The sequence below is a fragment of the Micromonospora sp. DSM 45708 genome, from assembly GCF_039566955.1.
In the GTDB taxonomy this organism is placed as follows: Bacteria; Actinomycetota; Actinomycetes; order Mycobacteriales; family Micromonosporaceae; genus Micromonospora.
Genome location: NZ_CP154796.1, coordinates 2687065 through 2710521, shown reverse-complemented (window position 1 = coordinate 2710521; position 23457 = coordinate 2687065). Strand labels below are relative to the sequence as shown.

Here is a 23457-nt window from a genome sequence, read left to right as displayed (position 1 = left end):
ACCTCATTTCCGTGTAACCAGTTACCGGTGCCCGGTCGGGACACCGTGTCCGGGTGGTCCGGCCGTGCCGCCGGCGTCCAGCGGGAGCTGACGCGGCGGCTGCTCCGGCGCACGGGTGGCGCGCCGACCGGCCGGTCCGGGGCGGGGATCGGGGTGGGCCGGGCGCCCGGCGGACGCCCGGTGGGGGTGGTGCTCGCGCAGCGGGCCGGTCACGTGGCCGCGTCCCGCAGCGCCGGGGCGGAACGGACCAGCTTGCCGGTGGTGGTGCGGGGCAACTGGTCGAGCAGGTGCAGGGCGCGGGGCCGTTTGAAGCCGGCCAGCCGCTCGGCGATCAGGCGGTCCAGCGTCTCCTCGGTCGTCGCGCCGTCGGTCTGCACGTAGGCGCTGATCCCGTCGTCCCAGACCACCACCGCGGCGGTCACCCCGGGCAGGCCGGCGACGGTGGCCTCCACCTCGGTCAGGTCGACCTTCAGGCCACCCACCGACACCTGCGAGTCGAGCCGGCCCCGGATCGTCACCAAGCCGGTCGCCGGGTCGACCACGCCGGCGTCGCGGGTGTGCAGCCAGCCGTCGGCCCAGCGGGTCGGGTCGGCGAGCCCGACGTACGGGTTCGCCGGGCAGCTCACCCACAGCTCGCCGTCCTGCTCCCGGACCCGGATGCCCGGGGCCGGCGCGATGGCGGGACGGTTCCGCCCGTACAGGTCGGTGCCGATGACACCGACCTCGGTCATCCCGTACATGTTGCCCAGCGGGACGCCGTAGCGGTCGGTGAAGGCCCGGGCCACCGCGGCGGGCACCAGCTCGCCGCCGGTGGTCATGCGCGCGAACTGGAGCAACGGGCCGGAGGGCACGGTGGAGGCGAGCAGCCCGATGTGGAACGGCACACCGAGCACGGTGGCCGGGGTGTCCTGGGCGGCGATCGCGGCGAGCACGGCGTCGCCGCTGAGCCGTTCCGGCGGGCACAGCTCGACGCCGGCGTGCAGACCGTAGAGCAGGCCGCCGACCAGGCCGAGCACGTGCACCATGCTGGGCAGCAGGATGATGCGCTCGCCGGGCCGCGCCACCCCGTCGATCTCGGTGTAGCGGCGGACCTCGGCGACCAGGTCGGCGGCGGTGCGGCCGATCACCTTGGACGGGCCGGTGGAGCCGGAGCTGAGCTGGATCACCGCGTGCGGGCTGCCAGCCGGACGGTCGGAGTACGCGGTGACGCCGGCGGTGACGTCGACGAAGACGCGCAGCGCGCCGCCGCCGGAGCGCACCGGCGCGACCACCACCTGCGGGGTGAGCCGGCGCAGCGCCCGGTCGACCTCGTGGTCGGTGAGCCGGTGGTCGAGCAGCACGGCCTGGGCGCCGGCGCGCCAGGTGGCCAGCAGGTGCGCCACGTACGCCAGCGACGGGGGCAGGCGCAGCGCGACCGCGCCGCCGGCGCGCAGCCCGGCCTCGGCCAGCCGGGCCTGCGCCTCGCCGACCAGCCGGCGCAGCGTGCCCCGGTCGACCGGGTCGGGCAGGCGGAGACAGACGTCGCTGTCCCGCCCGGCGAGCAGGATGTCGTCCACCCAGCCCGTCGTCGATACGGCATCTTGCGCCCCGGTCACGACCCGCCACCGCCCAGCCTGAAGATGGGCGGGAACCCGCCCGAGAAGAATGCCCTTCGCGTTTGCTTCCCGGAACACTACGAGGGCCTTCTCGGCATCACCAGATGCAAATGGCTAGATCCAAAACAGCGGCTGGGTGGATTGCTCAGGCTCGATCGGACAGGCAGGATCGGGCGCACGCCGGCACAGTGGCCCGCCGGCCGCGCCGCCGTGCGCGACCGCCGCCGCGGAGCGCGGGGCGGGTCAGCGCTCCACTGTCGGCGGCGGCGCGGCGCCGCGCAGCACCAGCGCGCTGTTGAACCCGTCGAAGCCGCGCGCCCCGACCAGCGCGATCCGGCTGCGCGGCCGGCGCGGTTCCCGCAGGTACGTCAGCTCGCACCCGGGCGCGGGCTCGTCCGGGCCGACGGAGGCGGGCAGCACGCCGCGCTGGAACGCGAGCAGCGCGGTGGCCGCGTCCAACGCCGACCCGCCCTGGTGGGCCCGGCCGGTCAGCGGCTTCTGCGTGGTCACCGGCGGGGTCCGGTCGCCGAACACGGCGCGCAGCGCGGTCGCCTCGGCCCGGTCGTACGCCGGCACCCCGAGCGCGTCCGGCCAGATCACGTCCACGTCGTGCGGACGGACCGCGGCCCGGTCCAGGGCCAGCCGCAGCGCGCGGGCGTAGTGGGTCGGGTCGGGGCCGGCCTCGACGTCGGTCGGGGCGGCGTCGTGGGTGGCCGCCCAGCCGGTGATCTCCCCGTAGATGCGGGCGCCCCGGTCCAGCGCGTGGCCCAGTTCCTCCACCACGAACACCGCGCCGCCCTCGGCCGGCACGTAACCGCTCGCCGCGGCGTCGAACGGCCGGTACGCGCGCGCCGGGTCGGCGACGTCGCTGAGCAGGCCGGAGCGGAGCTGGCAGGCGAGCGCGTACGGGCTCAGCGGGCACTCGGTCGCGCCGGCGATCACCACCGGCGTGCCGCGCCGGACGGTACGCACCGCGTGCGCCAGGCTGTCCAGCCCACCGGCCGACTCGGAGACGGTGACGCCGGACGGCCCCTTGAACTGGTGGCGGATGGACAGTTGCCCCACGCTGGCGGCGTAGAACCAGGCGATCGACTGGTACGCCCCGACGGTGCGGGTCGACCCGCCCCAGAGCCGTTGCAGCTCCCGCTGGCCGAACAGGTTGCCGCCGGACGAGCTGGCCAGCGTCACCGCCCAGCGGTACGGGTCGGGCGAGACCTCCGGCAGCCCGGCGTCGGCCAGCGCCAGCCCGGTGGCGACGAACCCGAGGTGCGTCCAACGGTCGGTCTGCACCCGGGCCCGGGTGCCGACGAACCCGGTCGGGTCGAAGTCGGCCACCTCGCCGGCCACCCGGGTCGGGTAGCCGGCCGGGTCGAACAGCGTGATCGGGCCGGTACGCCGGGTGCCGGCGAGCACGGTGGCCCAGTGCGCGTCCGCGCCGACGCCGCTGGGCGCGACCACGCCGATGCCGGTCACCACCGCCCGGGCCGTCACGGTGTCGTCCTTGTTCGCGACTGCGGGGCTCGCAAACCCGGCTCACTCCTCACGCTCACGATGCCGTCCTTGTTCCGCGACCGCGGGGCTCGCAAACCCGGCTCACTCCTCGCGCTCACGATGGGGTCACCGCCAGTCGGCGGAACACCATCGCGGACTGGAAGCCGCCGAAGCCGCTGCCCACCGAGAGCGCCACGTCCACCGGCACCTCGCGGGCCTCGTTCGGCACGTAGTCCAGGTCGCACTCCGGGTCGCGGGTGACCCAGTTGGCCGTCGGCGGAACGACGCCGTACTCGATGGCCATGGCGCAGGCGGCCATCTCGATCGAGCCGATCGCGCCGAGCGAGTGCCCCACCATCGACTTGATCGAGCTGATCGGCACCCGGTACGCCGCCGGGCCGAGCGCCCGCTTGAACGCGGCGGTCTCGTGCCTGTCGTTCTGCCGGGTGCCGGAGCCGTGCGCGCTGACGTACGACACGGCCGACGGGGCGAGCCGGGCCTGACGCAGCGCGTCGGTGATGGCGACCGCCATCTCCGCGCCGTCCGGGCGCAGGCCGGTCATGTGGAAGCCGTTGCTGCGGCTGGCGTAGCCGGCCACCTCGCAGTAGACATGCGCGCCCCGGCGCCGGGCGTGCTCCGCCTCCTCCAGCACCAGCACGGCCGCGCCCTCGGCGAGGACGAACCCGTGCCGGTCGGCGTCGAACGGCCGGGACGCGTGCTCCGGGTCGTCGTTGTCCGGGCTGGTGGCCCCGATGGCGTCGAACGAGGCCACGGTGACCGGGGAGATCGGCGAGTCGGCGGCCCCGGCCAGCACCACGTCCGCCTCGCCGTCGGCGACGAGCTGGTGGGCGTACCCGATCGCGTCGATGCCGGAGGTGCAGCCGGTGGAGATCACCTGGGCCGGGCCGTGCAGGCCGTGCCGGCAGGCCACGTCCGCGGCCAGGCTGCTGGGCACCAGCGCCTGGTAGAGGTACGGCCCGCCGAGCGCGTGGTCGACCAGCCAGTGCCGTCCGGAGTCGCTGACCCGGACGTACTCCTGCTCCAGCGCCATGGTGCCGCCGACGGCGGTGCCGAGCACCACGCCGGCCCGCTCGCGCTCGGTGTCGGTGAGCGTCAGGCCGCTGTCGGCGAGCGCCTCGGCGGAGCAGGCGAGCGCGAACTGCACGTACCGGTCGGCGCGCTGCCGCTCGGCGAGCGTGATCCCGGCGGCGTCCGGGTCGAAGTCGCACTCGGCGGCGATCTGCGAGCGGAACGGCGACGGGTCGAAGAAGCTGATCCGCCGGGTGGCGGTCCGCCCCTCGGTGATCGTCTTCCAGAACCGGTCGCGGGTGGCGCCGCCGGGCGCCACCACCCCGACGCCGGTGACCACGGTGCGCCGGCCGGTCACGACGGCTCCCGTGGCGGTGGGGCGGCGCTCTCGGTGTCGACGTGGCCGAGTTCCGGGCGGGGGGCGAGCGGGCCGAGGTGGAAGACCACCTCGGCCGGCTCGTCGCCGGTGTTGCGCAGCCGGTGCCGGACGTCCTTCGGCACGTACAGCGCCTCCCCGGCGGCCACCGGGACCGGCTGGTCGTCCAGGTCGACGGTGATCGCGCCGCGCGCCACGTAGAGGAACTCCTCGCTGTACGGGTGGTAGTGCTCGGCGATCCGCTCCCCCGACGCGAGCACGGCCACCCCCATGAACCCCGAGGTGCTGCCGACGGTCTTCGGGCCGAGCAGCACCCGCAGCTCGCCGCCGCGCCGCCGGTCGGCGGGGACGTCGTGGACGGAGACCCGGGCGGTGGTGGTGTCGGTCATCGCGCGCCTCCCGCGTACGCCCGCTCGATCTTGTCCTTGATCACGGCGAGCTGGATCGCGCTGTTGGTGTTGATCCGCGCGGTCATGCCGGCGTTGTCGACCGGCGCGGTGGGCTTCATGGCGAAGTCCTGCGTCCAGGTCATCCGCGTGCCGCCGGGGATCTCCTCGTAGCGCCAGTGGATGCGCATGTACTCGAACGGCCCGGTCTCCACCCGCCGGGCGTGCACCTGGCGGGTGGTCGGGTCGGCGGTGCGTTCGCTGACCCAGCTCCACGCCACCCCGTTCTCGTCCGGGTGCATGGTGAGCCGGAAGCGGACCGTGTCGCCGTCGCGGTGCAGGATCTCGACCACCGCGTACTCGGTGAACAGCTCGGTCCACCGGGCCACGTCGTTGGTGACGTCCCAGACCAGCGGCAGCGGCGCGAGGACGTCCACCGCGTTCTCGGTGTGCCCCGGCGGGTCCGCGCGGCGGGCGACCAGGTCGGCGACGCCGGCGATGCTGAGCGCGCCGGCCTGCTCGGGGATCTTCACCCGCCACCTGTCGGCCACCACCGCGGCGAGTTCGAGCAACGCCAGCGAGTCCATGCCCAGCTCCTCCAGACTCGCCGCCGGTGTGGTGGCGGCGGCGGCGGGGTCCAGGCCGCAGTGCGTCACCAGGATGTCGGTGATCTCGCTGGTGAGTGGTCGGTCGGGGGCGACGGTCATGGGTTCCTCCAGGTGGTCGGGCCGGTGGCGGGAACGGCGGGAACGGGGGTACGGCCGGCCCGGTCGATCCCGGGACGCGGATCGGGCACGGCGGCCCGCACCGCCGGTGTGCCGCCGCTGTCACTGCCGGCGATGCTGTCGCCGGCGGCGATGCTGTCGCTGCCGGCGATGCTGCCGCTGGCGGCGATGCTGCCGCTGCCGGCGATGCTGCCGCTGCCGGCGATGCTGCCGCTGCCGGCGGTGCTGTCGCTGTCGCCGGTGCTGTCGTGGTTCGGGGCGAGCAGGCGCTCGACCAGCGCGGTGGTGTGCCGGGCGGCCCGGAACGCCGGGTCGCGCAGCACCCGCCGGCCGAACGGGATGGTGGTCCGCACGCCGGGGCCGGCCACGTCGAACTCGGCCAGCGCGCGGTCGAGCCGGTCCAGCGCGGCCGTCCGGTCCGGTGCCCAGACCGCCACCTTGGCCAGCAGCGAGTCGTAGTGCGGGCTGACCAGGTAGCCGGCGTGCCCGTGGGTGTCGACCCGGGTGAACGGGCCACCCGGCGGCCGGAACCGGTCCAGCCGGCCGGGGGCGGGCGCGAAGTCGCGGTCCGGGTCCTCCACGTTGACCCGGCACTCGATCGCCACCCCGTGCAGCCGCACGTCGGACTGCCGCAGCCGCAGCGGCGTGCCGGCGGCCACGTGCAACTGCTCCTGCACCAGGTCGACACCGGTGACCATCTCGGTGACCGGATGCTCCACCTGGATCCGGCAGTTGATCTCCAGGAAGTGCGCGCGTTCCGCGTCGTCCACCAGGAACTCGACGGTGCCGGCACCGGTGAAGCCGACCGACAGCGCGCCGCGCAGCGCGACCTCGGCGAGCGTGTCCAGGGTGGACGGCCGCAACGCGGGCGCCGGCGCCTCCTCGATCAGTTTCTGGTGCCGGCGCTGCACCGAGCAGTCCCGGGTGCCCAGGTGCACGCCGTTGCCGTGGTTGTCGCAGAGCACCTGCACCTCGACGTGGCGGGCGTCGGAGAGGTACCGCTCGACGTACACCCGGTCGTCGCCGAAGGCGACCTGCGCGGCGGCGCGGGTGCGGGCGTACGCCCGGGGCAGCTCGGCGGCGGAGCGCACCACCGTCATGCCGCGTCCGCCACCGCCGGCCGCGGCCTTGACGATCACCGGGTAGCCGACCTCGGCGGCCACCGCCTGGGCCTCGGCGACGGTCGGCAGCGTGCGCACGCTGCCCGGCGGCAGCGGCAGGCCGGCCCGGCTCATCAGCGCGCGGGCGGTGGACTTGTCCGCCAGCGCGGCCATCACCTGCGGTGGCGGACCGACGAAGACCAGCCCGTTCTGCGCGCAGATCTCGGCGAAGTCGGCGTCCTCGGAGAGGAAGCCGTAGCCGGGATGGACGGCCTGTGCGCCGGTCTGCCGGGCCGCCTCGACGATCGCCGCGGCGTTGAGGTAGCTGCGGCGGCTGGCCGCCGGCCCGATCCGGACCGCCTCGTCGGCCAGCCGGACCGGCAGCGAGTCGGCGTCGGCGCTGGAGTGCGCCACCACGGTCCGCACGCCCATCTCCCGGCAGGCGCGCAGCACCCGTAGCGCGATCTCCCCGCGGTTGGCGATCAGCACCTTGTCGAACATCAGGCGTCCTGTCCGGTCACCGGGTCGAGGGCGATCAGCGGCTGGTCGTACTCGACCGGCTTGCCGTCCTCGACGAGCACCTCGACCACCCGACCGGCCTGGCCGGCGGTCACCTCGTTCATCAGCTTCATCGCCTCCACGATGCCGATCACCTGACCCGGCCGGACCAGGTCGCCGACCGCGACGAACGGCATCGCGCCGGGCTCGGGGGCGCGGTAGAACGTGCCCACCACGGGTGCCCGCACGGTCGGCCGCTCGGCCCCGGGCGTCACCTGCGCGACGGTGCGCGGCACCGGCTCACCGGCCGGGTCCCCGCCGGTGCGCGGCGTCGGCGGCACCGGGTCGTGCCACTCCACCTCCAGCGCCGCGTCGCCGCTGCGCAGCCGCACCCGGCGTACCGGACCGGCCAGGTCGGCGACCAGCTTGCGGGCCTGCCGGCGCAGCCCGTCCAGCACCTGCTCGGCCCCGGCGTCCGCCATCACGCCACCTCCGGCCGGCCGTCGACGGCTGCCGGCGCGATCCGGCCCGCCGGCTCGGCGGCGTGGCCCGGTGCGGTCACGGCCGACGGCTCGGCGGCGTACGCCGGTGCGGTCGCCTGTCCCCGTTCCGCACCGGTCCCGGTCGCCGGCTCGGCGGAGCGGGCCGCGCCGAAGCGGCGGAACCGCTGCCGGCGGCGGCGTACCAGCGTGGCCGGCGGCACCGTGAGCAGCGGGGCGAGGTTCGCCGCGACCGCCCGGCCGAGCAGCTCGGCCGCGCCCGCCGGGTCGCCGTGCGCGGCCGGGTACGGCTCCGGCACCAGTTCGTCGACCACGCCGAGCCGGCACAGGTCGGCGCCGGTGAGCCGCAGCGCCCGGGCGGCCTGCGGGGCGGCGGCGCTGTCCGGCCAGAGGATCGCGGCGCAGCCCTCCGGGCTGATCACCGAGTAGACGGCGTGCTCCAGCATGAGCACCCGGTCGGCGACGGCGAGAGCCAGCGCGCCGCCGCTGCCGCCCTCGCCGGTGACCACCGCGACGACCGGGGTGGGCAGCACGCTCAGCGCGAGGATGTTCTCCGCGATCGCCGCGGCCTGGCCCTGCTGCTCGGCGGCCACCCCCGGGTCGGCGCCCGGCGTGTCCACGAGCGTCACCACGGGCAGCCGCAGCCGGGCCGCGAGGCGCATCAGCCGCAGCGCCTTGCGGTGCCCGGCCGGGCTGGCCATGCCGAAGTTCCGGGCCACCAGCTCGGCGGTGGTGTGTCCCTTCTGGTGGCCGATCACCATCACCGGCCGGCCGTCGAGCCGGGCGACGCCGCCGACGATCGCCGGGCAGTCCGCGCCCAGCCGGTCGCCGTGCAGCTCGACGAAGCCGTCGAATGCGGTCTCCAGGTAGTCGAGCGTGGTCGGTCGGCCGGGGTGCCGCGCGGTGCGTACCGTCTCCCACGGATCACGGGCCGGCCGGGCGACGGCCGGTGACCCGGCGGCGGCCGGACGCGGCGCCGGGGTGGGGGGCCGGCGGGCGGCCCCGGCGGCGGCGAGCAGCGCGGCCAGCCGCCCCCGCAGCGCGTGCCGGGGCACCACCATGTCGACCTGTCCGTGCCGGAGCAGGTACTCGGCGGTCTGGAAACCCTCCGGCAGCACGGCGCCGGTGACCTGGCGGATCACCCGGGGGCCGGCGAAGCCGAGCCGGGCGCCACTCTCCGCGAGCACCATGTCGGTGTTGGTGGCGAACGAGGCGGCCACCCCGCCGTACGTGGGATCGGTGACCACGCTGACCGTCAGCAGGCCCGCCTCGCGCAGCCCGGCCAACGCCTGGCTGACGGTGGCCATCTGCATCAGCGCCAGCGCGCCCTCCTGCATCCGCGCCCCGCCGGACGCGGTGACCAGCACCAGCGGAACGCCGTCGGCCAGCGCCCGCTCGGCGGTCCGGGTGATCAGCTCGCCAACCGCGCAGCCGAGGCTGCCGCCGAGGAAGCGGAAGTCCATCACCGCCAGCGCCACCGGATGCCCGCCCAGCCGCGCGGTGCCGCAGAGCACGGCCTCGTCCAGGCCGGTGCCCGCGCGGGCCGCGCCGAGCCGGTGCGGGTACGGCAACGCGTCGACGAAGTTGATCGGGTCGACCCGCACCGCCCGGTCCGGCAGCGGGACGAACGAGTCCGGGTCGACGAGCTGCGCCACCCGGTCCGGCGCGTCCAGTCGCGCGTGTGCGCCACACTCCGGGCAGACGTCCAGGTTGCGGCGCAGCCGCTTGCGGTAGAGCAGCGAGGCGCAGCCGTCGCACCGGGACCAGAGCTGCTCGTCGCGGGGCGCGGTGGTGGTCATGACCGCCGCCCGGCGTCGTACCGGTAGAAGCAGTGCGCCATCGCGTCGCGGGGCGAGCGCCAGGTCGGCAGGTACGGCGAGATGTAGGGCCGCAGCCGCTCGCTGATCCGGACGAACTCGGGATGCCCGCGGGCGTCCTCCACCGCGCCCTGCGCCGGTGTCTCCGTCTCCAGCAGGTGCACGTAGAGGTCGTGCAGCCGGTAGAGGGACCGGTGCCGCACGCCGACCAGGCCGGGCAGCTCGGTCGCGTCGGACTCGGCGAAGATCTCGGCGACCCGGTCCTCGGCGGTGGGCACCACCTTCGCGACGATGAGCGAACGGTCCATTCGCGGCCTCCCCTGGTGCGTCCCGGTGCGCGGCGGACCGGTCACGCCGCACGGATGACCCACGGTGCCGCGCGTGCCGTCAACCGGGCGTCAACCGGGCCCCATCGGGCGGCAAAAATGGTGACGCTGCGTTGACGCAACCTGTGCGTCAGCTATGTGAAGATCGACTGACGCTCTCCATTGGCGACACTTATTCGCAGATCACAGGCCACTTACGAATCCGTTACGGAGGGTCAACGAAGCCCTCGGCCGTTGACTCAGAGTAACAGACGGGGATATTCTCCGTTCCGGTCGACCCGGCCACGGACACCACATCCGGCGACCGCGGCGGAGACGTTCCGACATCGGCGTCGCGGGCGGAAGATCCGGGCAGACAGGACGGTCGGGACTCAGGGTTCCGGTGCTGGGGGGTGCGCCGTGTCCGGTGGATCGAGGATGCCGACGGCGGGAGATCCCACCCCCCGCGTGTCGTTGCACCTGCTCGGTGGTTTCCAACTGCTGCACGACGGCGTGCCGGTGGTGGTGCCCCGCGGGCTGCAACGGGTCATCGCGCTCATCGGGCTGCGCCCGGCCGCGACCCGTAGCCACCTCGCCGGGCTGCTCTGGCCGGAGACCCCCGAGGAACGGGCGCTCTCGTCGCTGCGTACCGCGCTGTGGCGCCTCCGCCAGGACCCGTGCTGCCCGCTGCGCGCCGACGGCGACACGGTCCGCCTCGGACCCACCGTCCACCTCGACGTGGACGAGCTGGTCGAGGCCGCCGCCCGGGTCCGCGACGGCGTGGCGCCCCGCGGCGCCGCCGGCACCGGCCGGCACGACCTGCTCCCCGGCTGGTACGACGACTGGGTGCTGCTGGAACGCGAACGACTGCGCCAGCTACGCCTGCACATGCTGGAGGAACTCGCCGGCAACCACCTCACCGCCGGCCGCCACGGCGAGGCGCTCGAGGCGGCGCTGGAGGCGATGGCCGCCGAGCCGCTGCGCGAGACACCGCACCGCCTGGTCGTCCGCATCCACCTGGCCGAGGGCAACGCGTTCGAGGCGGTGCACGCGTTCTACGTCTACCGGGACCTGCTCCTGCGCGAGCTGCGCCTGGAACCCTCCCCGGCCATGACGGCCCTGCTCGACGACACGCTCGCGCCGATCCGCCGGGCCAGCCGGCCGGATCCGCCGCCGCGACCCGGCGGCCGGAGCACCGCCGCCGTGCCGCGCGGCCCGACGCCGCACCCGCGCGGCACGACGTCACCACCCCCATCACTGCCCAGGGGTACGCCGTGACGGCGAGGTGACACCCGCGCCGGCATCGTGGGACCCGCGACCGCCGCCGTCCGGCCGGTGGTCCACGCGGCAACAGGGCGACGGAAGGGGTCTGCGATGAGTCGACTGTTGGTGGTCAGCCGGATCGTGCCCGGATCACAGGGCCGGGTGGCCCAGATCTTCGCCGAGTCCGACGCGACCGAGCTGCCCCGGCTCACCGGGGTCCGGCACCGGTCGCTGTACTACCTCCACGACCTGTGCGTCCATCTCATGGAGACCGTCGACGTCGCCCCGGACCCGACGGCCGACCTGCGCGACCACCCGCTCTATCAGCGCGTCAACGAACGGCTCTCCGCGCACACCACGCCGTACCTGCCGACCTGGCACTCGCCCCGCGACGCCGTGGCCGGCTGCTTCTACAGCTGGGACACCGCCGACGCCCCCACGCCCGACCGGATCCACTGACCGGACCGGGCCCCGGACGGGGCACCCCGGGACCGCGCACGGCACCAGGTCCCGGGGTGCCTCCCGCACCCACGGTCATCCTCCGGCCACCCGCCGGCAGGATCGATCCCACCGTCGACGCCCCACCGCCGACCTGCCTGTCGTGCCGCGCGCACGTGTGCAAAGCTGCCCCGAGCTTTCTCGCGACCGTCGTGCACGTACATAGAAGGAGGTTGGCCATGCCGTCGAGCTTCGGGCAGTGGCTGCTCGTGATCCTGGCCCTGCTCATCGGACTGGGCGTCGGCTGGCTGGTGAGCGGCCGGCGGGCCGGCGCCGGCGCCCCGACGCCCACCGTGGACAACACCACCGCCCCGGCCCCGGTGACCGCCACCGTCGACGAGCCGCAGCCGGCCGCCGTGGTCGACGAGACGCCGGCCGCCGCCGCCGTGACCGACCGACCGACCCCGGCCGACACGGATGCCCCCGCCCCCGCGACCGTCGCCGACGCCGACGCCGACGCCGACGCCGCGACTGTCGAGTCCGAGCCGGTCGTGGCCACCGCTGCCGGTTCCGCCGACGAGCCGGTGACCGTCCCGACGCCCGCCACCTCGACGGAGCCGACGACGGCCGACGAGCCGACGACGGTGACGCGGGTGGACGCCGTTGAGCCGGCCCTCGACGCGGCGACGCCGGAACCGGCCGACACCGCTACCGCGCTGACCGAGCCCGTCGGCGCCACGACCGGGCCCGTCACCACCGAGCCCGTCACCACCGAGCCGGAGCCCGTCACCACCGAGCCGGAGCCCGTCGCTGCCGAGCCCGAGCCTGTCGCCGCCACGCCCGCACCCGTCGCCGTCACGCCGGCGGCCGTCACCGAGCCCGTCGGCACCACGGCCGCGCCCGTCACCGCCGCGACCGAGCCGGAGCCCGCGGCGGACGAGCCGGCCGTCGCGCCGGTCGTGCCGGCGCCCCGGGCCTCGGTCGAGAACGACGCGCCGACGCGGGCCGACACCGATGCGCCGGACGACTTCCGCCGCATCCAGGGCATCGGGCCGAAGCTGGCCGCCGCCCTCCAGGACGCCGGCATCCGCACCTACGGTCAGCTGGCCGGGCTGGACGAGGCCGCGTTGCGCGAGACCGTGAAGGCCGCCGGCCTGCGCGCCGCGCCCGGCCTGGCCACGTGGCCGCAGCAGGCCAAGGTGCTGGCCGGCGCCCGCGCCGAGGCCGACAGGGTGCTGCCGGCCAGCGCCGAGTAGTCCGTACCGTTGCGGGCCGGTGGTGACCGATCGTCGCCACCGGCCCGACGTGCTGGTGGTCCTGATGTTCGGCGCGCTGCTGACGACCGCCGCCATCCCGGAGGCTGGTCTTCGCCGGCAGGTACGTGGCGATCCATCTCGGACGCTGCCTGTTCCTCCTGCCGGCGGGTTCCGCGACATCCCCAGACCCGCCGCCGGACCATCCGGGTCTTCGTCTGGTCCGCGGTGTCGGCGGTGCCCTGGCTGGTCGGCGCGGTCGCGGCGCACGGCGCCGCCCGGACGTGGTTCTGGGCCTCGGCGCTGGCCGTCGACTACGTCGGGTTCCGGCTGGCCTACCCGGTGCCCGGCCTGGGGCCGGTGCCAGAGGCCCGGCGCAACGTGACCGCCGAGCACCTCGCCGAGCGCCACCAGCAGTTCTTCACCATCGCGCTTGGCGACGCGGTGCTGGTCTCCGGCACCCTGTTCAGCCTGCACCACTCCGGCGTACGCCTCCGTCGACGCCATGCTGGTGCTGGCCGCAGTGGCCGGGGCCGACCACCGGCGCAGCCGGGGTCGCCCGCCGGAGGAGCCGGCGCCACCGCACCGAGTCACCGGGCCGGTAATCGGAATCGGCCGTACCGGGACCGGGACGCCGTTTGGCGGATCACCCGCGCGGGGTACATGCCCTCCACCTCGAATCCACCACAACCCCGTGGAGGCAACTGATGCGCGGCACCTCGATAGTCGGCGTCCTGGTCGTGATCTGGCTCATCATCGGCGCGATCGCCGCCGGCCAGCGCGGCTACTACGGCAACGACGACACCAACTGCGCGGAGGCGGGCACGATCCTGGTCACCATCGTCGCCGGCCCGTTGAACTACATCGGCGCCAACCCGAAGATCGACTGCAAGCTTCCGGAGCCGTCCAAGTAGGTCCGCCGCACGTCGCACTCTCCCGGCCCGCGCCCGCTCGGCGAGCGCGGGCCGTTTCGTGCCCCGGGCGACGCCGCTCTCCCCCGCTATGCCGTCCTAGGAGGCTGGGTTTTCGGCGCGGGCGTGAGAAGGGTTGCCCTCTCGACCGGAGGCGTTCACCGGGGCCCCTCCTTCAACCTCAACCGCCGACGTGGATGCCGGGCCGGCGGGTGGGGTCCGGCTCGGACTTGCGGATGATCTCCCGGACCACCGGCGGCGTGTCACCGCGCCCCAGGATCAGGTAGCGCAGCAGGTGGGCGATCGGGTTCCCCTCCGACCACTCGAAGTGGCAGTGCGGGCGGACCCCGGTGGCGTCGCGCAGCGCGAGCAGGATCGCCGCGATGGCGTTCGGCGCGGCCGGGCTGCGGGCCCGCAGGATCCGGTACCCGCCGATCTCCACCCCGTGCACCCGCAGCACGTGGCTGAACTGCGACGGGTCGCTGACGTCGATCTCCAGGAAGATCACGTCGGCGGCGCCGGGAACCGGATTCATCGACCGCTGCGCCCGTTCCTTGACCCGGTACTCCTTCACCGACCCGCTCTGCCGCTTGTTGGCGATGACGTGCAGCCGCCCGTCCCGGGCGACGGACTCGTCGACGAACCGGCGGGCCGGGCCGTCGAACTCGATCCGCTCGGCGCGCAGCTCGGTGGTCCGGGTGACCCGGGAGATCAACGAGACCGCGACGATCCCGGCGATGAAGAAGCCGGAGATGGTGATGCCGTCCGGCTTCGCCACCACGTTCTCCGCGAGCGCGTACAGCAGCACGGTGGTGAGCAGCGCGAACCCGGCCGCGGCGAGCCGGTGCCGGGCACGCGCCGCCGAGATGGTCACCGCGATCGCGCCGGAGACCATCATGGCCAGGATGCCGGTGGCGTACGCGCCGGCCTGGGCGTTGACGTCGGCGGAGAACGCGACCGTGATGGCGATGCTGATCGCGGTGTAGACCAGCACCACCGGACGGACCGCCCGGCCCCACTCCGGCGCCATCCCGTACGACGGTAGGTAGCGGGGCACGATGTTGATCAACCCGGCCATCGCCGAGGCGCCCGCGAACCAGAGGATGAGCACGCTGCTGACGTCGTAGACGGTGCCGAACACCTCGCCGAGGCGCTCGTGGGCGAGGAACGCCAGCGCCCGCCCGTTGGCCGCCCCGCCCGGGGCGAACGCCGCCGGCGGGATCAGCACCGTGGTGACGAACGTGGTGGCGACCAGGTAGACCGACATGATCAGCGCGGCGGTGGTGAGCAGCCGACGGGTGCTGCGGATCCGGGCGGCGAGCCGGCGCTCCGGGTCGGCACCGTCGCCCCGGACCAGCGGCATCATGCTCACCCCGGTCTCGAAGCCGGAGAGCCCCAGCACCAGCAGCGGGAACGCGAGCACGCTGGTGGCCAGCACATCGCCGGCACCGCCGACCCGGGTCAGCCGACTGGTCCAGTCGGTGAGCAGCCCCGGGTCGGCGGCGACCTCGGCGAGCCCGGCGACCACCACCACCGCGTTCAACGCCAGGAAGACCGCCACCAGCGGGATGGCGACCTGCACCGCCTCGCTGAACCCGAGCAGGAAGACGCCGCCGAGCACCAGCAGCAACACCACCGTCACCAGCACCGCGGCGGTGGTGCCGTGCGGGAACGACGCGGGCAGCACCGGGTTCTCCAGCAGGTGCACGCTGGCGTCGGCGGCGGAGAGCGTGATCGTGATGATCCAGGAGGTGGCCACGAAGCCGAGCAGCACCAGCACGAAGATCTTGCCGCGCCAGAACGGCAGCAACCGCTCCAGCATGGCCACCGAGCCCTGCCCGTGCGGGCTCTCCCGGGCCACCCGCCGGTACATCGGCAGCATGCCGAGCAGCGTCAGCGCCACGATGAGCAGGGTGGCCAGCGGGCTGAGCGCGCCGGCCGCGACCGCGGCGATGCCGGGCAGGTAGGACAGGGTGGAGAAGTAGTCGACGCCGGTCAGGCACATCACCTGCCACCACGGGTGGGCCCGCGCCTGGTGCTCCCCGACCTCCGGGCCGACCGGCTCGACCCGGTGCTGGAACAGCCAGCGGTGCAGCCGGTCGGCCGGGGCCGCCGGCCGGGCCGGCGCGGCCACCCGCTCCGGCAGCGCGCCCCGGGCACGGCCGGCCCGGTCGTCGGGCTCGGCGTGCCGGCCGGCCCGGGCCGCGGCGGCGGCGTGCGCCTCGCGGCGGCGGTCCCGCGTACGCCGGGGCTGCTCCCCGTCCCGTGCCTGCGCCATGACCCGACGGTAGGCGGTACCCGGGTCGCGCCCCGGCGGAATGCCGGATCGGGGGAACGGACGAACCGGACGGCGTCCCCGCGTCCCGCGCCCGGACGGCGGGACGCGGGGACCCCCCGTCCCGGCTACTGCAGGAACGCCCCGAGGGGCGACAGCAGCAGCCGGCCGAGCAGCGCGGCGTTGTCGTCCAGCCGCGTCCGCTCACACTCACGGGCGTCCGGGTCGTGGCGGCAGTGCCAGATCTTCTGCGCGTTGCGCCACGCCACGTTGCGGGTGTACTCCACCAGCTCGCCCTGGTACCAGTCGTCGATGTCGCCGTTCACCATGTCGATCATGAGCTGCCAGTGGTCCAGGTAGCCCCGGCGCAGCTCCGGGATCCGCTCGGCGAAGATCTTGTTGATCTCCAGGTAGTCGTGGTGCTGGTCGCTGCCGTCGACCGGCTCGGACTCCAGGCTCTCCAGCGTCGTCACCAGCGCGAACGGCAGGTCGTAGTTGATGTGCGCGTTCACCCCGGCGGCGGCCGACGGCAGCGGCCGGGCGTCCGGGCCACGCATCCGCTTGAACAGGCACGACCAGGCCCGCGGCGTGCTCGGGCTGGAGTCGGTCCAGAACCGCAGCGCCTCGAAGTAGCGGGCGGCGAACTCCACGTCGAGCCGGGCCAGGAACGCCGGATCGACGAAGCGGTCCTCGTACAGACCGTCGAGCACCGTGCTGGTGATCACCAGGTAGAGCCGGTTGAAGTCGGCGAGCGGGCAGCTCGCCTCCAACGGCGGGAGCCGGACCAGCAGGTCCTGCAACTTGGTGAGATGGTCGACGACCGCCGGCACGTCGGCGGGGTGGTCGGCGAGCAACCCGACGATGTCCTGGTGCACGGGACCCCAGACCGGTTCGGTCATCTCTCCTCCACGATGGTCGGCGCCCCCACGACGCCATCCGATTCCGCGGGACAGCCTGCCAGCCGCGGTACGTGGGTGGGATCAGTAGAACGACGTATTGCCGGCGTCCGTCTATCCCGGACGGTTACGCAGGAAGATGGCGCTGGCCTGCACCCGCGTCCGGACCTGGAGCTTGTCGAAGATGTGCGACACGTGCACGCCGATGGTCCGCTCGCTGATGAACAGCCGCTGGCCGATCTCCTTGTTCGTCAGCCCCTCGGCGACCGCGGCGAGCACCTCCCGCTCGCGCGCGGTCAGCACCGCCAGCTCGTCCACCGCGGGCACGACGGGCGCCGCGCGTGGCCGGGGCACCGGCGCCGGCGCGTCGTCCAGGGTGACCCGGGCCCGACCGGCCAGGGTACGGATCTCCGCGCTGAGCGGCACCGCGCCGAGCGCCTGCGCCGTCGCGTGCGCCTGGCGCAACAGCTTGCCGGCCGTCGCCATCCGGCTGCGTCGGGACAGCAGCGCCTCGGCCTGCCGCAGGCGGGAGTACGCCGCCGGGTAGGGATGGTGGCGCCGGTCCCACTCGGTGGCGGAACGGCCCCACAGCTCCGGATCGCCCCGACCGTCGTCGAGCCGGCTCAGCTCGGCGTCGCAGAGCGCCAGGAAACCGTCCGCGACGTACCGCACCGGGGCGCCCGCCTGTGCGCTCTTGCGGGTCACCCGGTCGACCACCTCGCGCAGCCGGCGCACCGCGTTCGGGTCCACCTCGACCGTCCGGCTGGCCGCCGCCTCCGCCTCGGCCCGCAGCCCGTGCCAGGCCAGCGTGGCCAGCACGATGACGTCGTCGGAGCGGCTCTCGGTCAGGCCCCGCTGGACGGCCTGCCGGGCCAGGTCGTGCCGACCCTGCCACATGGCCAGCCCGGCGCGCAGGATGAGCATCGGCAGCACGTGCCGGGCGCCGCCGCCGGCCAGCACCGTGGCGACCGCCTCCAGGTCACGGTCGGAGGCCTCCACGTCGCCGTACCCGACGGAGAGCCGGCACCGGGCGAGCAGCAGCTCGACCGCGTCCGCGCCGGACGGCCGGTGCCGCAGCGCGGCGGCGACGACCTTCTCCGCCTCGGCCCACTGCCCGACCCGGAACAACCCGTTCGTCGCCACGGCCAGCAGCCGGGTCTCCCAGGTGCGGCCGAGGCCCAGCTCGGCGACGCGCTCGGCGCCGCGGCGGGCCACCACGACGCCCTCCTCCAGGATGTTGAGCGGCCCGGTGAGCAGCTCCGCCAGGTGCAGGTACGCGCAGGCCACGTCCTCCGGCCGGCCGGAGGACTCGGCGGTCTCCAGCGCCCGGCGCATCACCGCCAGCCCGTCCGCCGGGTCCCCCAGGAAGGCCTCGCTGAAGCCGAGCGCGGAGCTGGCCAGCACCACCTCGGAGGCGCAACCGGGCACGCCGGCGGCCAGCTCGAGCGCCTCCCGGGCCTGCTCGCCGGCCTCGGCGTAGCGCCCCAGGTGCAGCAGCAGCTCGGCCCGGCGGGCGGCGGCGGTGCACCGCTCGTGCGGCGTGCAGTCGGTGGAGGCGAGCACCCGCCGGTACTCCTCCTCGGCCGGCGCGGACCGACCGGCGGCGGCCAGGTAGCGGGCCCGCCGGATGTGCAGCGCGCAGATCTGCGGGCCCGCCGGATCGGCCGCCAGCTCCGCCAGCAGGGTCAGCGCCCGGGCGTGTTCGCCGCTGTGGTGCGCGGCCTCCGCGGCGTGGCTGAGCAGCTCGGCGCGGTCCACCTCGACGGGTTCCGGCCGACCGCCGTCGGACGGCACCACGGCCGGCGTGGCCGCCAGCGTCAACGCGGTGGACCAGTGCCGGTGCGCCTCGGCGTACCCGTGCAGCCGTTCCGCCTCGCGGGCCGCGGCCATCGCCGCCGGCAGCGCCCGGGCCGGCTCGCCGGCCTGCCGCCAGTGGTGGGCCAGCCGGGCCTGGTGCAGCTCGGCCGGGGCGGCGGTGAGCGCCTCGGCGTAGCGGCGGTGCAGCGCGGCCCGCTCGGCGGGCAGCAGCTCGTCGGCCAGGATCTCGGCGACCAGCCGGTGCCGAAGCCGGTAGCCGTCGTCGGCGCCGACCAGCAGGCGGTGCGCCACCGCCTCGCGCACCGCGTCGAGCAGCTCGTCCTCGGGCAACCGGACCACCTGCGCCAGCAGCCAGTGCTCGACCGGCTCGACGCCGGCGGCGACCGCCTGCACCACGGCGTGCGCCGGCTGGGGCAGCGCATCGACCCGGCCCAGGAAGACCTCGCGCAGCGTGTCGGAGAGGCCGTCGCGGCCGTCCCGCCGGTCGCGGGCCAGCTCCTCCACCACGAACGGGTTGCCGCCGCTGCGCTGCCACATCTGGTCGGCGGCCTCCGGTGGCAGTGGCGCGCCGACGATCGCGGCGGCCAGCTCGTCCGTGCCGGCCCGGTCCAGCGGGAGCAGGTCGACCACCTGGACGGAGCGCAACCGGCGCAGCTCGGCGAGCACCCGGCGCAGCGGGTGCGCGCCCCGCAGCGACTCCGCGCGGATCGCGGCCAGCACGGACAGTTGCAGGTCGCCCAGGCCGGCGAGCAGATAGAGCAGGAGCTGGCGGGTGCTCCGGTCGACCCACTGGAGGTCGTCGAGGACCAGCACCAGCGGCCGGCCGCCGGCCACCAGGTGCAGCCCCTGGGCGACCCGTTCCAGCAGCGCGCCGGCACCGTCCGGGCCGGGGGTCTCCTCGTCGAACACCTGCAACAGCCCCCGGACCGCCGAGGTGGTGCGCGCCTCGGCCAGATCGGCGTCGAGCCGCCGCAGCGCCTGGCGCACCGGGTGCAGTGGCGAGGCGTCACCGATGTCGAGACAGGAGCCGGTCAGCACCAGCGCGCCGGCCTGCCGCACCTGCTCACCGACCTCGCTCAGCATCCGGGTCTTGCCCACCCCGCTCTCGCCGGTGAGGAAGACCGCCGCGGTGTGCCCCGGGGCGACGTCGTCGAGCAGCGCCGAGCGCAGCGTCGCCACGGTCCCGGCGCGGCCGACGAGCGGTGCGGTGTCCACGTCGCTGGCCATGGAACGCAGCCTAGTCACAGGTCCCCGCACCGTTCTACGGCCTCAGGGGCCCACTCGTACTCCTCGCGTCGACAACACGACTAACGGTTGCGCGTGGTCGACATACGTCGTCCTACCGATCCCCCGAGGGCCCGGTGGTGAAAGTGTCCGGAGGTCGTCGGGCACCGGACCAGGGAAAGGGTGGGTGCAATGGTGATCACCACGCCCGTGGCGAGTCGGGAAGCCGCCCGCGCGGCGCACTGGCCGGTACCGGAGGAGCGCCGCACCGTCACGGTGCTCTTCGTCGACATCGTCGGCTCGACCGGCCTGGTGGAACGGCTCGACCCGGAGGACGTGCGGACGCTGCAACGGGTCTACTTCGGCACCGTGTCCGGCGTGCTGCGCCGGTGGCGGGGCGTGGTGGAGAAGTACGTCGGCGACGCCGTGATGGCGCTGTTCGGCGCGCCAGACTGCGACGGCTTCGACGCGTACCGGGCGGTGCGGGCCGGGCTGGAGATCCAGGCGGCGCTGGACCGGCGGTCGCCGGTCGACGCCCGGCTGCGGGTGCGGGTCGGCGTGGCGACCGGCGAGGTGCTGGTGGACCTGACCGGCGCCCGCGACGGCGGTCACGGCGCGGCCAGCGGCGCGGTGATCACCACCGCCGCCCGGCTCCAGGAGTACGCGCCGCCGGGCGGCGTGGTCGTCTGCCCGGTCACCCGGCGGGCGGTCGCCGGCCTGGTGGAGCAGCGTCCACTCGCCACCGTGACGATGGCCGGCAAGACGCTGCCGCTGGACGTCTGGCGGGTGACCGGGGTGTCCCCGTACCGGCCGGCCCGACACCGTGGCCCGCTGGTGGGCCGCCGGCGCGAACTGGCCGGCGCGGCCGACGCGGTGACCCGGGCGCTGCGCGAGCGCCGTCCACGGTGGATCACCGTGAGCGGGCCGCCCGGCAGTGGCCGCAGCCGACTGCTGCACGAACTGACCCGCGCCGTGACGCAGGTGGACGGCACGGCGGTGCGCTGGTGCGTGGCGCACTGCCCCCCGTACCCGGACGGGGACCTCGCGCCCCTGGCCGACCTGGTCCGCGCGCTGCTCGCACCGGGCGCGACCGGCCGGCCGGCCACCGTACGCGCGCTGCCCGGCTCGGCCCCGGGCGCCGCCGGGTGGGCCGCGACCAGCCCCGCGCTGGCCGCGTTCCTCGCCGCGCCGCGCGACGCCACGGCGGCGGCGCGGGCCGTGGTGGCCGTCCGCGAACTGCTGCTCGACCGGGCCGCCGGGAGCCCGGTGGTGGTGGCGGTGGACGACCTGGACCGGGCCGCGCCGGCGCTGCACCGGTTCCTGGGCCAGTTGTTCACCGCGGCCGGCGACCGGGGGCTGGCGCTCGCGGTGGTCACCACCCACGGCTCCGGCCGCGCCGACCCCCGGCCGGCGCCGGCCGCCCGCCCGTCGCGGATCTGGCTGCCGCCGCTGGGCGCGCGGGACACCGGCCGCCTGCTGCGGCACCTGCTGGACCGGGCCGGCCGGCCCGCCGCGCTGGCCGCCGCGCTGCTGCCGCTGGTCGGCGGCAACCCGGCCGTCGCGAGCGCCTACGCCGTGGGGGACGAACCAGCCGGGGTGCCCGCCCCGGTCCGCCGGCTGGTGGACGCCCGGTTGGACCGGCTGGACGGCGCGCAGCGCGCGGTGCTGATGGCGGGCGCGGTGGTCGGCGGCACGCTCGCCGCGTCGACCGTCGAGCGGATGCTCGCCTGGCCGGCCGGGCAGGCCGGACCGGTGCTGCGCGCGCTGGCCGCGGCCGGCCTGCTCCGCCGCGCCGGCACGGTCCCGGTCCCCGGCCCGGGAGCCGGCGGGGACGCCGGCACCGGTTCCACCGCGCCGAACGGCGCGCGCGGATGGACCGGTTCGGACACCGGAGCGGGTGGGGGCGGTCGGCGCACCGACGTCCACCCGCGCGGCAGGGGCGGCGCGTACGGCTGGACGATCGTCGAGCCGGTGGTGGCCCGGGTGGCCGCGCACCGGTTGCCGCGGGCGGTGCGGGCGGACTTCGTCCGCCGACTGACCGGCGGTGCACCGGTGACGGCGATCCGCACCGGCGGAACCGTCGCCATCCGGTCCGGCGCCGCCGTCGGCCCGGGGACCGGCGCGGGCGTCGCCGCCCGACCTGACATCGGGACGGAGTCCGGCAGCGGGCGGGGGGCCCGCAGCCGGACCGGCGCCGGCGTCGGGTGGGGGGCCCGCACCGCACCGGGGGCCGCCGTGGGGACGAGGGCCGCCACCGGCACAGGGGTGGTCGTCGACACAGGGGCCGCCGTCGGCTCGGGGACCGACGTCGCGGACAGGGGGGTCGGCGGTCGTCGGGGCGTCGGCGTGGGGCGCCAGCGGGCCGATCGGCCCGACGAGGCTCCCGCCGCGCGCCCACCGGCGCCGGTAGGGACCGGCGTCCCCGGACGGGGCGCCGAGGAGCGGGCGACCTGTCCGCTCGGGGCGGGACGGTCGCGCCGGTCGGGTGGAGGGGCCCGACCGGCGCCCGTCCCGCCGCCCGGGCCGGACGGGGCCGGCGCCCGCCGGTCGGCGGCACAACGATCGGGGTACGCCGACCCGGCCGTGACCCGGGCCGAACCGTCGAGGACGACCACCCGGCAACGGGACGCCCCGGTCGACGCCACGGTTGACGGCGGGCGACGGGACGCCCCGGTCGACGGCGGGCGACGGAGCGCCCCGGTCGACGGCGGGCGGAACGGGCCGGGTTCCCCGACACGGATCAGGCCGGTCGGCGCGGCTCGGACCGCGCCGACCGGCCGGGCACCCGGCCCGCCCGGACGAGCGGAGCCCAACCGGCGGACAGCGGCGTCGCCCGACGCCACGCTCGGGTTGGCCGCCTGACGGGTCGCGCCCGGGTCGGAGCGGGCACGGGGCCACTCCGGCCCGGGCGGCGACCGGACACGGCCGCACCCGGCCGGCGACGGCTCGTCGGGCGGGTCAGTACGGGGCGAGGAACGTGCGGACCCGCTGCTCGGCCACGGCGGCGGCCGGCGCGTCGAAGTCGGGCGAGTCCGGGTCGGTGAACAGGTGCCCGGAGCCCGGGTAGCGGTGCACGACCACCTCCGCGCCGGCCGCGGTCATCGCCTGCCGCCACTCGTCCACGTCGGCCGGCGGCTCGTACTCGTCGGGGTCGGCGAGGTGCAGCCGCACCGGCAGCCCGGGACGCACCGAGTCCGGCCCGCCGCCGGTGCCGTGCATCAGCAGCAGCGCCGCCGCCCGGGGCCGCTCGGCCAGCAGCGCGCCGGCGATGCCGGCCCCCATCGAGAATCCGGCCAGCACGGTCTCGGCGGGCAGCGCGGCGACCGCCCGGCGGGCGCGGTCCAGCACCGTCCCGTGGCCGATCGTGCCGAGCAGGGCGAAACCCGCCTCCACCGTCGCCGCGGCCGGCGCCTCGTACAGGTCGGGGGTGGTCACCAGGTGTCCGGCGGCGCGCAGCCGGTCGGCGGCGGCCAGCACGGCGGGCCGCAACCCGTGGACGGAGTGCAGGAGCAGTACGTGGGCCATCCGCCCATCGTCGCGGGTACGGGCGCGGGCCG

Annotated in this window: 18 protein-coding genes and 1 pseudogene; 6 read left to right on the top strand and 13 right to left on the bottom strand. The window is 75.7% G+C overall.

Annotated elements, in window-relative coordinates; translation table 11 throughout:
* Nucleotides 1-209: 209 nt before the first annotated feature.
* The 9 genes and pseudogenes from VKK44_RS11915 to VKK44_RS11875 form a co-directional block, all read right to left on the bottom strand.
* Entirely contained in the window at nt 210-1556 is a 1347-nt protein-coding gene (locus VKK44_RS11915) for a class I adenylate-forming enzyme family protein (protein ID WP_343446986.1), read from the bottom strand.
* Between the two features lie 282 nt (nt 1557-1838).
* A complete protein-coding gene (locus tag VKK44_RS11910; RefSeq protein WP_343446985.1) occupies nt 1839-3086 on the bottom strand; it encodes a beta-ketoacyl synthase N-terminal-like domain-containing protein in 1248 nt (415 codons plus the stop codon).
* A 115-nt stretch (nt 3087-3201) separates the two neighbouring features.
* Nucleotides 3202-4473, bottom strand: coding sequence for a beta-ketoacyl-[acyl-carrier-protein] synthase family protein (locus VKK44_RS11905; RefSeq protein WP_343446984.1), 1272 nt, complete (start codon nt 4471-4473; stop codon nt 3202-3204).
* On the bottom strand, nt 4470-4880 hold the full coding sequence (locus tag VKK44_RS11900) for a cupin domain-containing protein (RefSeq protein ID WP_343446983.1): 411 nt from the start codon (nt 4878-4880) through the stop codon (nt 4470-4472). Before VKK44_RS11900 ends, VKK44_RS11905 begins: the two co-directional genes overlap by 4 nt.
* On the bottom strand, nt 4877-5584 hold the full coding sequence (locus tag VKK44_RS11895) for an SRPBCC family protein (protein WP_343446982.1): 708 nt from the start codon (nt 5582-5584) through the stop codon (nt 4877-4879). Before VKK44_RS11895 ends, VKK44_RS11900 begins: the two co-directional genes overlap by 4 nt.
* Complete coding sequence (locus VKK44_RS11890) at nt 5581-7203, bottom strand: acetyl-CoA carboxylase biotin carboxylase subunit (protein ID WP_458351635.1); 1623 nt, start codon at nt 7201-7203, stop codon at nt 5581-5583. The genes VKK44_RS11895 and VKK44_RS11890 overlap by 4 nt, the downstream gene beginning before the upstream one ends.
* Nucleotides 7203-7682, bottom strand: a complete 480-nt coding sequence (gene accB, locus VKK44_RS11885) for an acetyl-CoA carboxylase biotin carboxyl carrier protein (protein WP_343446981.1) — start codon at nt 7680-7682, stop codon at nt 7203-7205. The genes VKK44_RS11890 and accB overlap by 1 nt, the downstream gene beginning before the upstream one ends.
* 158 nt (nt 7683-7840) lie before the next feature.
* Nucleotides 7841-9499 (bottom strand): annotated as a pseudogene (locus tag VKK44_RS11880) (acetyl-CoA carboxylase carboxyltransferase subunit alpha); the annotation flags it as partial.
* A complete protein-coding gene (locus VKK44_RS11875; RefSeq protein ID WP_343446980.1) occupies nt 9496-9825 on the bottom strand; it encodes a TcmI family type II polyketide cyclase in 330 nt (109 codons plus the stop codon). The pseudogene VKK44_RS11880 and the gene VKK44_RS11875, both read right to left, overlap by 4 nt.
* Before the next feature lie 417 nt (nt 9826-10242).
* On the opposite strand from VKK44_RS11875, the gene VKK44_RS11870 reads away from it, so the two are divergent.
* The 5 genes from VKK44_RS11870 (at nt 10243) to VKK44_RS11850 (ending at nt 13690) form a co-directional block, all read left to right on the top strand.
* Nucleotides 10243-11100, top strand: a complete 858-nt coding sequence (locus VKK44_RS11870; RefSeq protein WP_343446979.1) for an AfsR/SARP family transcriptional regulator — start codon at nt 10243-10245, stop codon at nt 11098-11100.
* A gap of 96 nt (nt 11101-11196) precedes the next feature.
* Nucleotides 11197-11544, top strand: coding sequence for a TcmI family type II polyketide cyclase (locus VKK44_RS11865; RefSeq protein ID WP_343446978.1), 348 nt, complete (start codon nt 11197-11199; stop codon nt 11542-11544).
* A 218-nt stretch (nt 11545-11762) separates the two neighbouring features.
* Nucleotides 11763-12779, top strand: coding sequence for a hypothetical protein (locus tag VKK44_RS11860; RefSeq protein WP_343446977.1), 1017 nt, complete (start codon nt 11763-11765; stop codon nt 12777-12779).
* Between the two features lie 225 nt (nt 12780-13004).
* Nucleotides 13005-13484: a low temperature requirement protein A gene (locus tag VKK44_RS11855; RefSeq protein ID WP_343446976.1), complete on the top strand. Its 480-nt coding sequence runs from the start codon at nt 13005-13007 to the stop codon at nt 13482-13484.
* Nucleotides 13484-13690 (top strand): hypothetical protein, encoded by a 207-nt coding sequence (locus tag VKK44_RS11850; RefSeq protein WP_091574126.1) that lies wholly within the window; start codon nt 13484-13486, stop codon nt 13688-13690. Before VKK44_RS11855 ends, VKK44_RS11850 begins: the two co-directional genes overlap by 1 nt.
* Before the next feature lie 178 nt (nt 13691-13868).
* Here VKK44_RS11850 and VKK44_RS11845 read toward each other — a convergent pair whose 3' ends face one another.
* The 3 genes from VKK44_RS11845 to VKK44_RS11835 form a co-directional block, all read right to left on the bottom strand.
* Nucleotides 13869-15965, bottom strand: coding sequence for an APC family permease (locus VKK44_RS11845; protein WP_343446975.1), 2097 nt, complete (start codon nt 15963-15965; stop codon nt 13869-13871).
* Nucleotides 15966-16090: 125 nt separating this feature from the next.
* Nucleotides 16091-16861, bottom strand: a complete 771-nt coding sequence (locus VKK44_RS11840; RefSeq protein WP_343446974.1) for a DUF5995 family protein — start codon at nt 16859-16861, stop codon at nt 16091-16093.
* Between the two features lie 111 nt (nt 16862-16972).
* Nucleotides 16973-19903, bottom strand: coding sequence for a helix-turn-helix transcriptional regulator (locus VKK44_RS11835; RefSeq protein ID WP_343446973.1), 2931 nt, complete (start codon nt 19901-19903; stop codon nt 16973-16975).
* A 189-nt stretch (nt 19904-20092) separates the two neighbouring features.
* Here VKK44_RS11835 and VKK44_RS11830 point away from each other — a divergent pair, with 189 nt between their 5' ends.
* Nucleotides 20093-22762 carry an adenylate/guanylate cyclase domain-containing protein gene (locus tag VKK44_RS11830; protein ID WP_343446972.1) on the top strand — a complete coding sequence of 890 codons (2670 nt, stop codon included), beginning with the start codon at nt 20093-20095 and terminating at the stop codon, nt 22760-22762.
* A 96-nt stretch (nt 22763-22858) separates the two neighbouring features.
* Here the strand turns inward: VKK44_RS11830 and VKK44_RS11825 are convergent, their stop codons facing one another.
* Nucleotides 22859-23425 carry a dienelactone hydrolase family protein gene (locus VKK44_RS11825; protein ID WP_343446971.1) on the bottom strand — a complete coding sequence of 189 codons (567 nt, stop codon included), beginning with the start codon at nt 23423-23425 and terminating at the stop codon, nt 22859-22861.
* Nucleotides 23426-23457 lie beyond the last annotated feature (32 nt).

Bases quoted from the DNA above. Each gene is read 5' to 3' on its own strand.
- VKK44_RS11865 (WP_343446978.1), top strand. From the start codon at position 11,197: ATGAGTCGACTGTTGGTGGTCAGCCGGATCGTGCCCGGATCACAGGGC.
- VKK44_RS11875 (WP_343446980.1), bottom strand. From the start codon at position 9,825: ATGGACCGTTCGCTCATCGTCGCGAAGGTGGTGCCCACCGCCGAGGAC.
- VKK44_RS11890 (WP_458351635.1), bottom strand. From the start codon at position 7,203: ATGTTCGACAAGGTGCTGATCGCCAACCGCGGGGAGATCGCGCTACGG.
- accB (WP_343446981.1), bottom strand. From the start codon at position 7,682: ATGGCGGACGCCGGGGCCGAGCAGGTGCTGGACGGGCTGCGCCGGCAG.
- VKK44_RS11895 (WP_343446982.1), bottom strand. From the start codon at position 5,584: ATGACCGTCGCCCCCGACCGACCACTCACCAGCGAGATCACCGACATC.
- VKK44_RS11845 (WP_343446975.1), bottom strand. From the start codon at position 15,965: ATGGCGCAGGCACGGGACGGGGAGCAGCCCCGGCGTACGCGGGACCGC.
- VKK44_RS11860 (WP_343446977.1), top strand. From the start codon at position 11,763: ATGCCGTCGAGCTTCGGGCAGTGGCTGCTCGTGATCCTGGCCCTGCTC.
- VKK44_RS11830 (WP_343446972.1), top strand. From the start codon at position 20,093: ATGGTGATCACCACGCCCGTGGCGAGTCGGGAAGCCGCCCGCGCGGCG.
- VKK44_RS11840 (WP_343446974.1), bottom strand. From the start codon at position 16,861: ATGACCGAACCGGTCTGGGGTCCCGTGCACCAGGACATCGTCGGGTTG.
- VKK44_RS11825 (WP_343446971.1), bottom strand. From the start codon at position 23,425: ATGGCCCACGTACTGCTCCTGCACTCCGTCCACGGGTTGCGGCCCGCC.
- VKK44_RS11900 (WP_343446983.1), bottom strand. From the start codon at position 4,880: ATGACCGACACCACCACCGCCCGGGTCTCCGTCCACGACGTCCCCGCC.
- VKK44_RS11850 (WP_091574126.1), top strand. From the start codon at position 13,484: ATGCGCGGCACCTCGATAGTCGGCGTCCTGGTCGTGATCTGGCTCATC.
- VKK44_RS11835 (WP_343446973.1), bottom strand. From the start codon at position 19,903: ATGGCCAGCGACGTGGACACCGCACCGCTCGTCGGCCGCGCCGGGACC.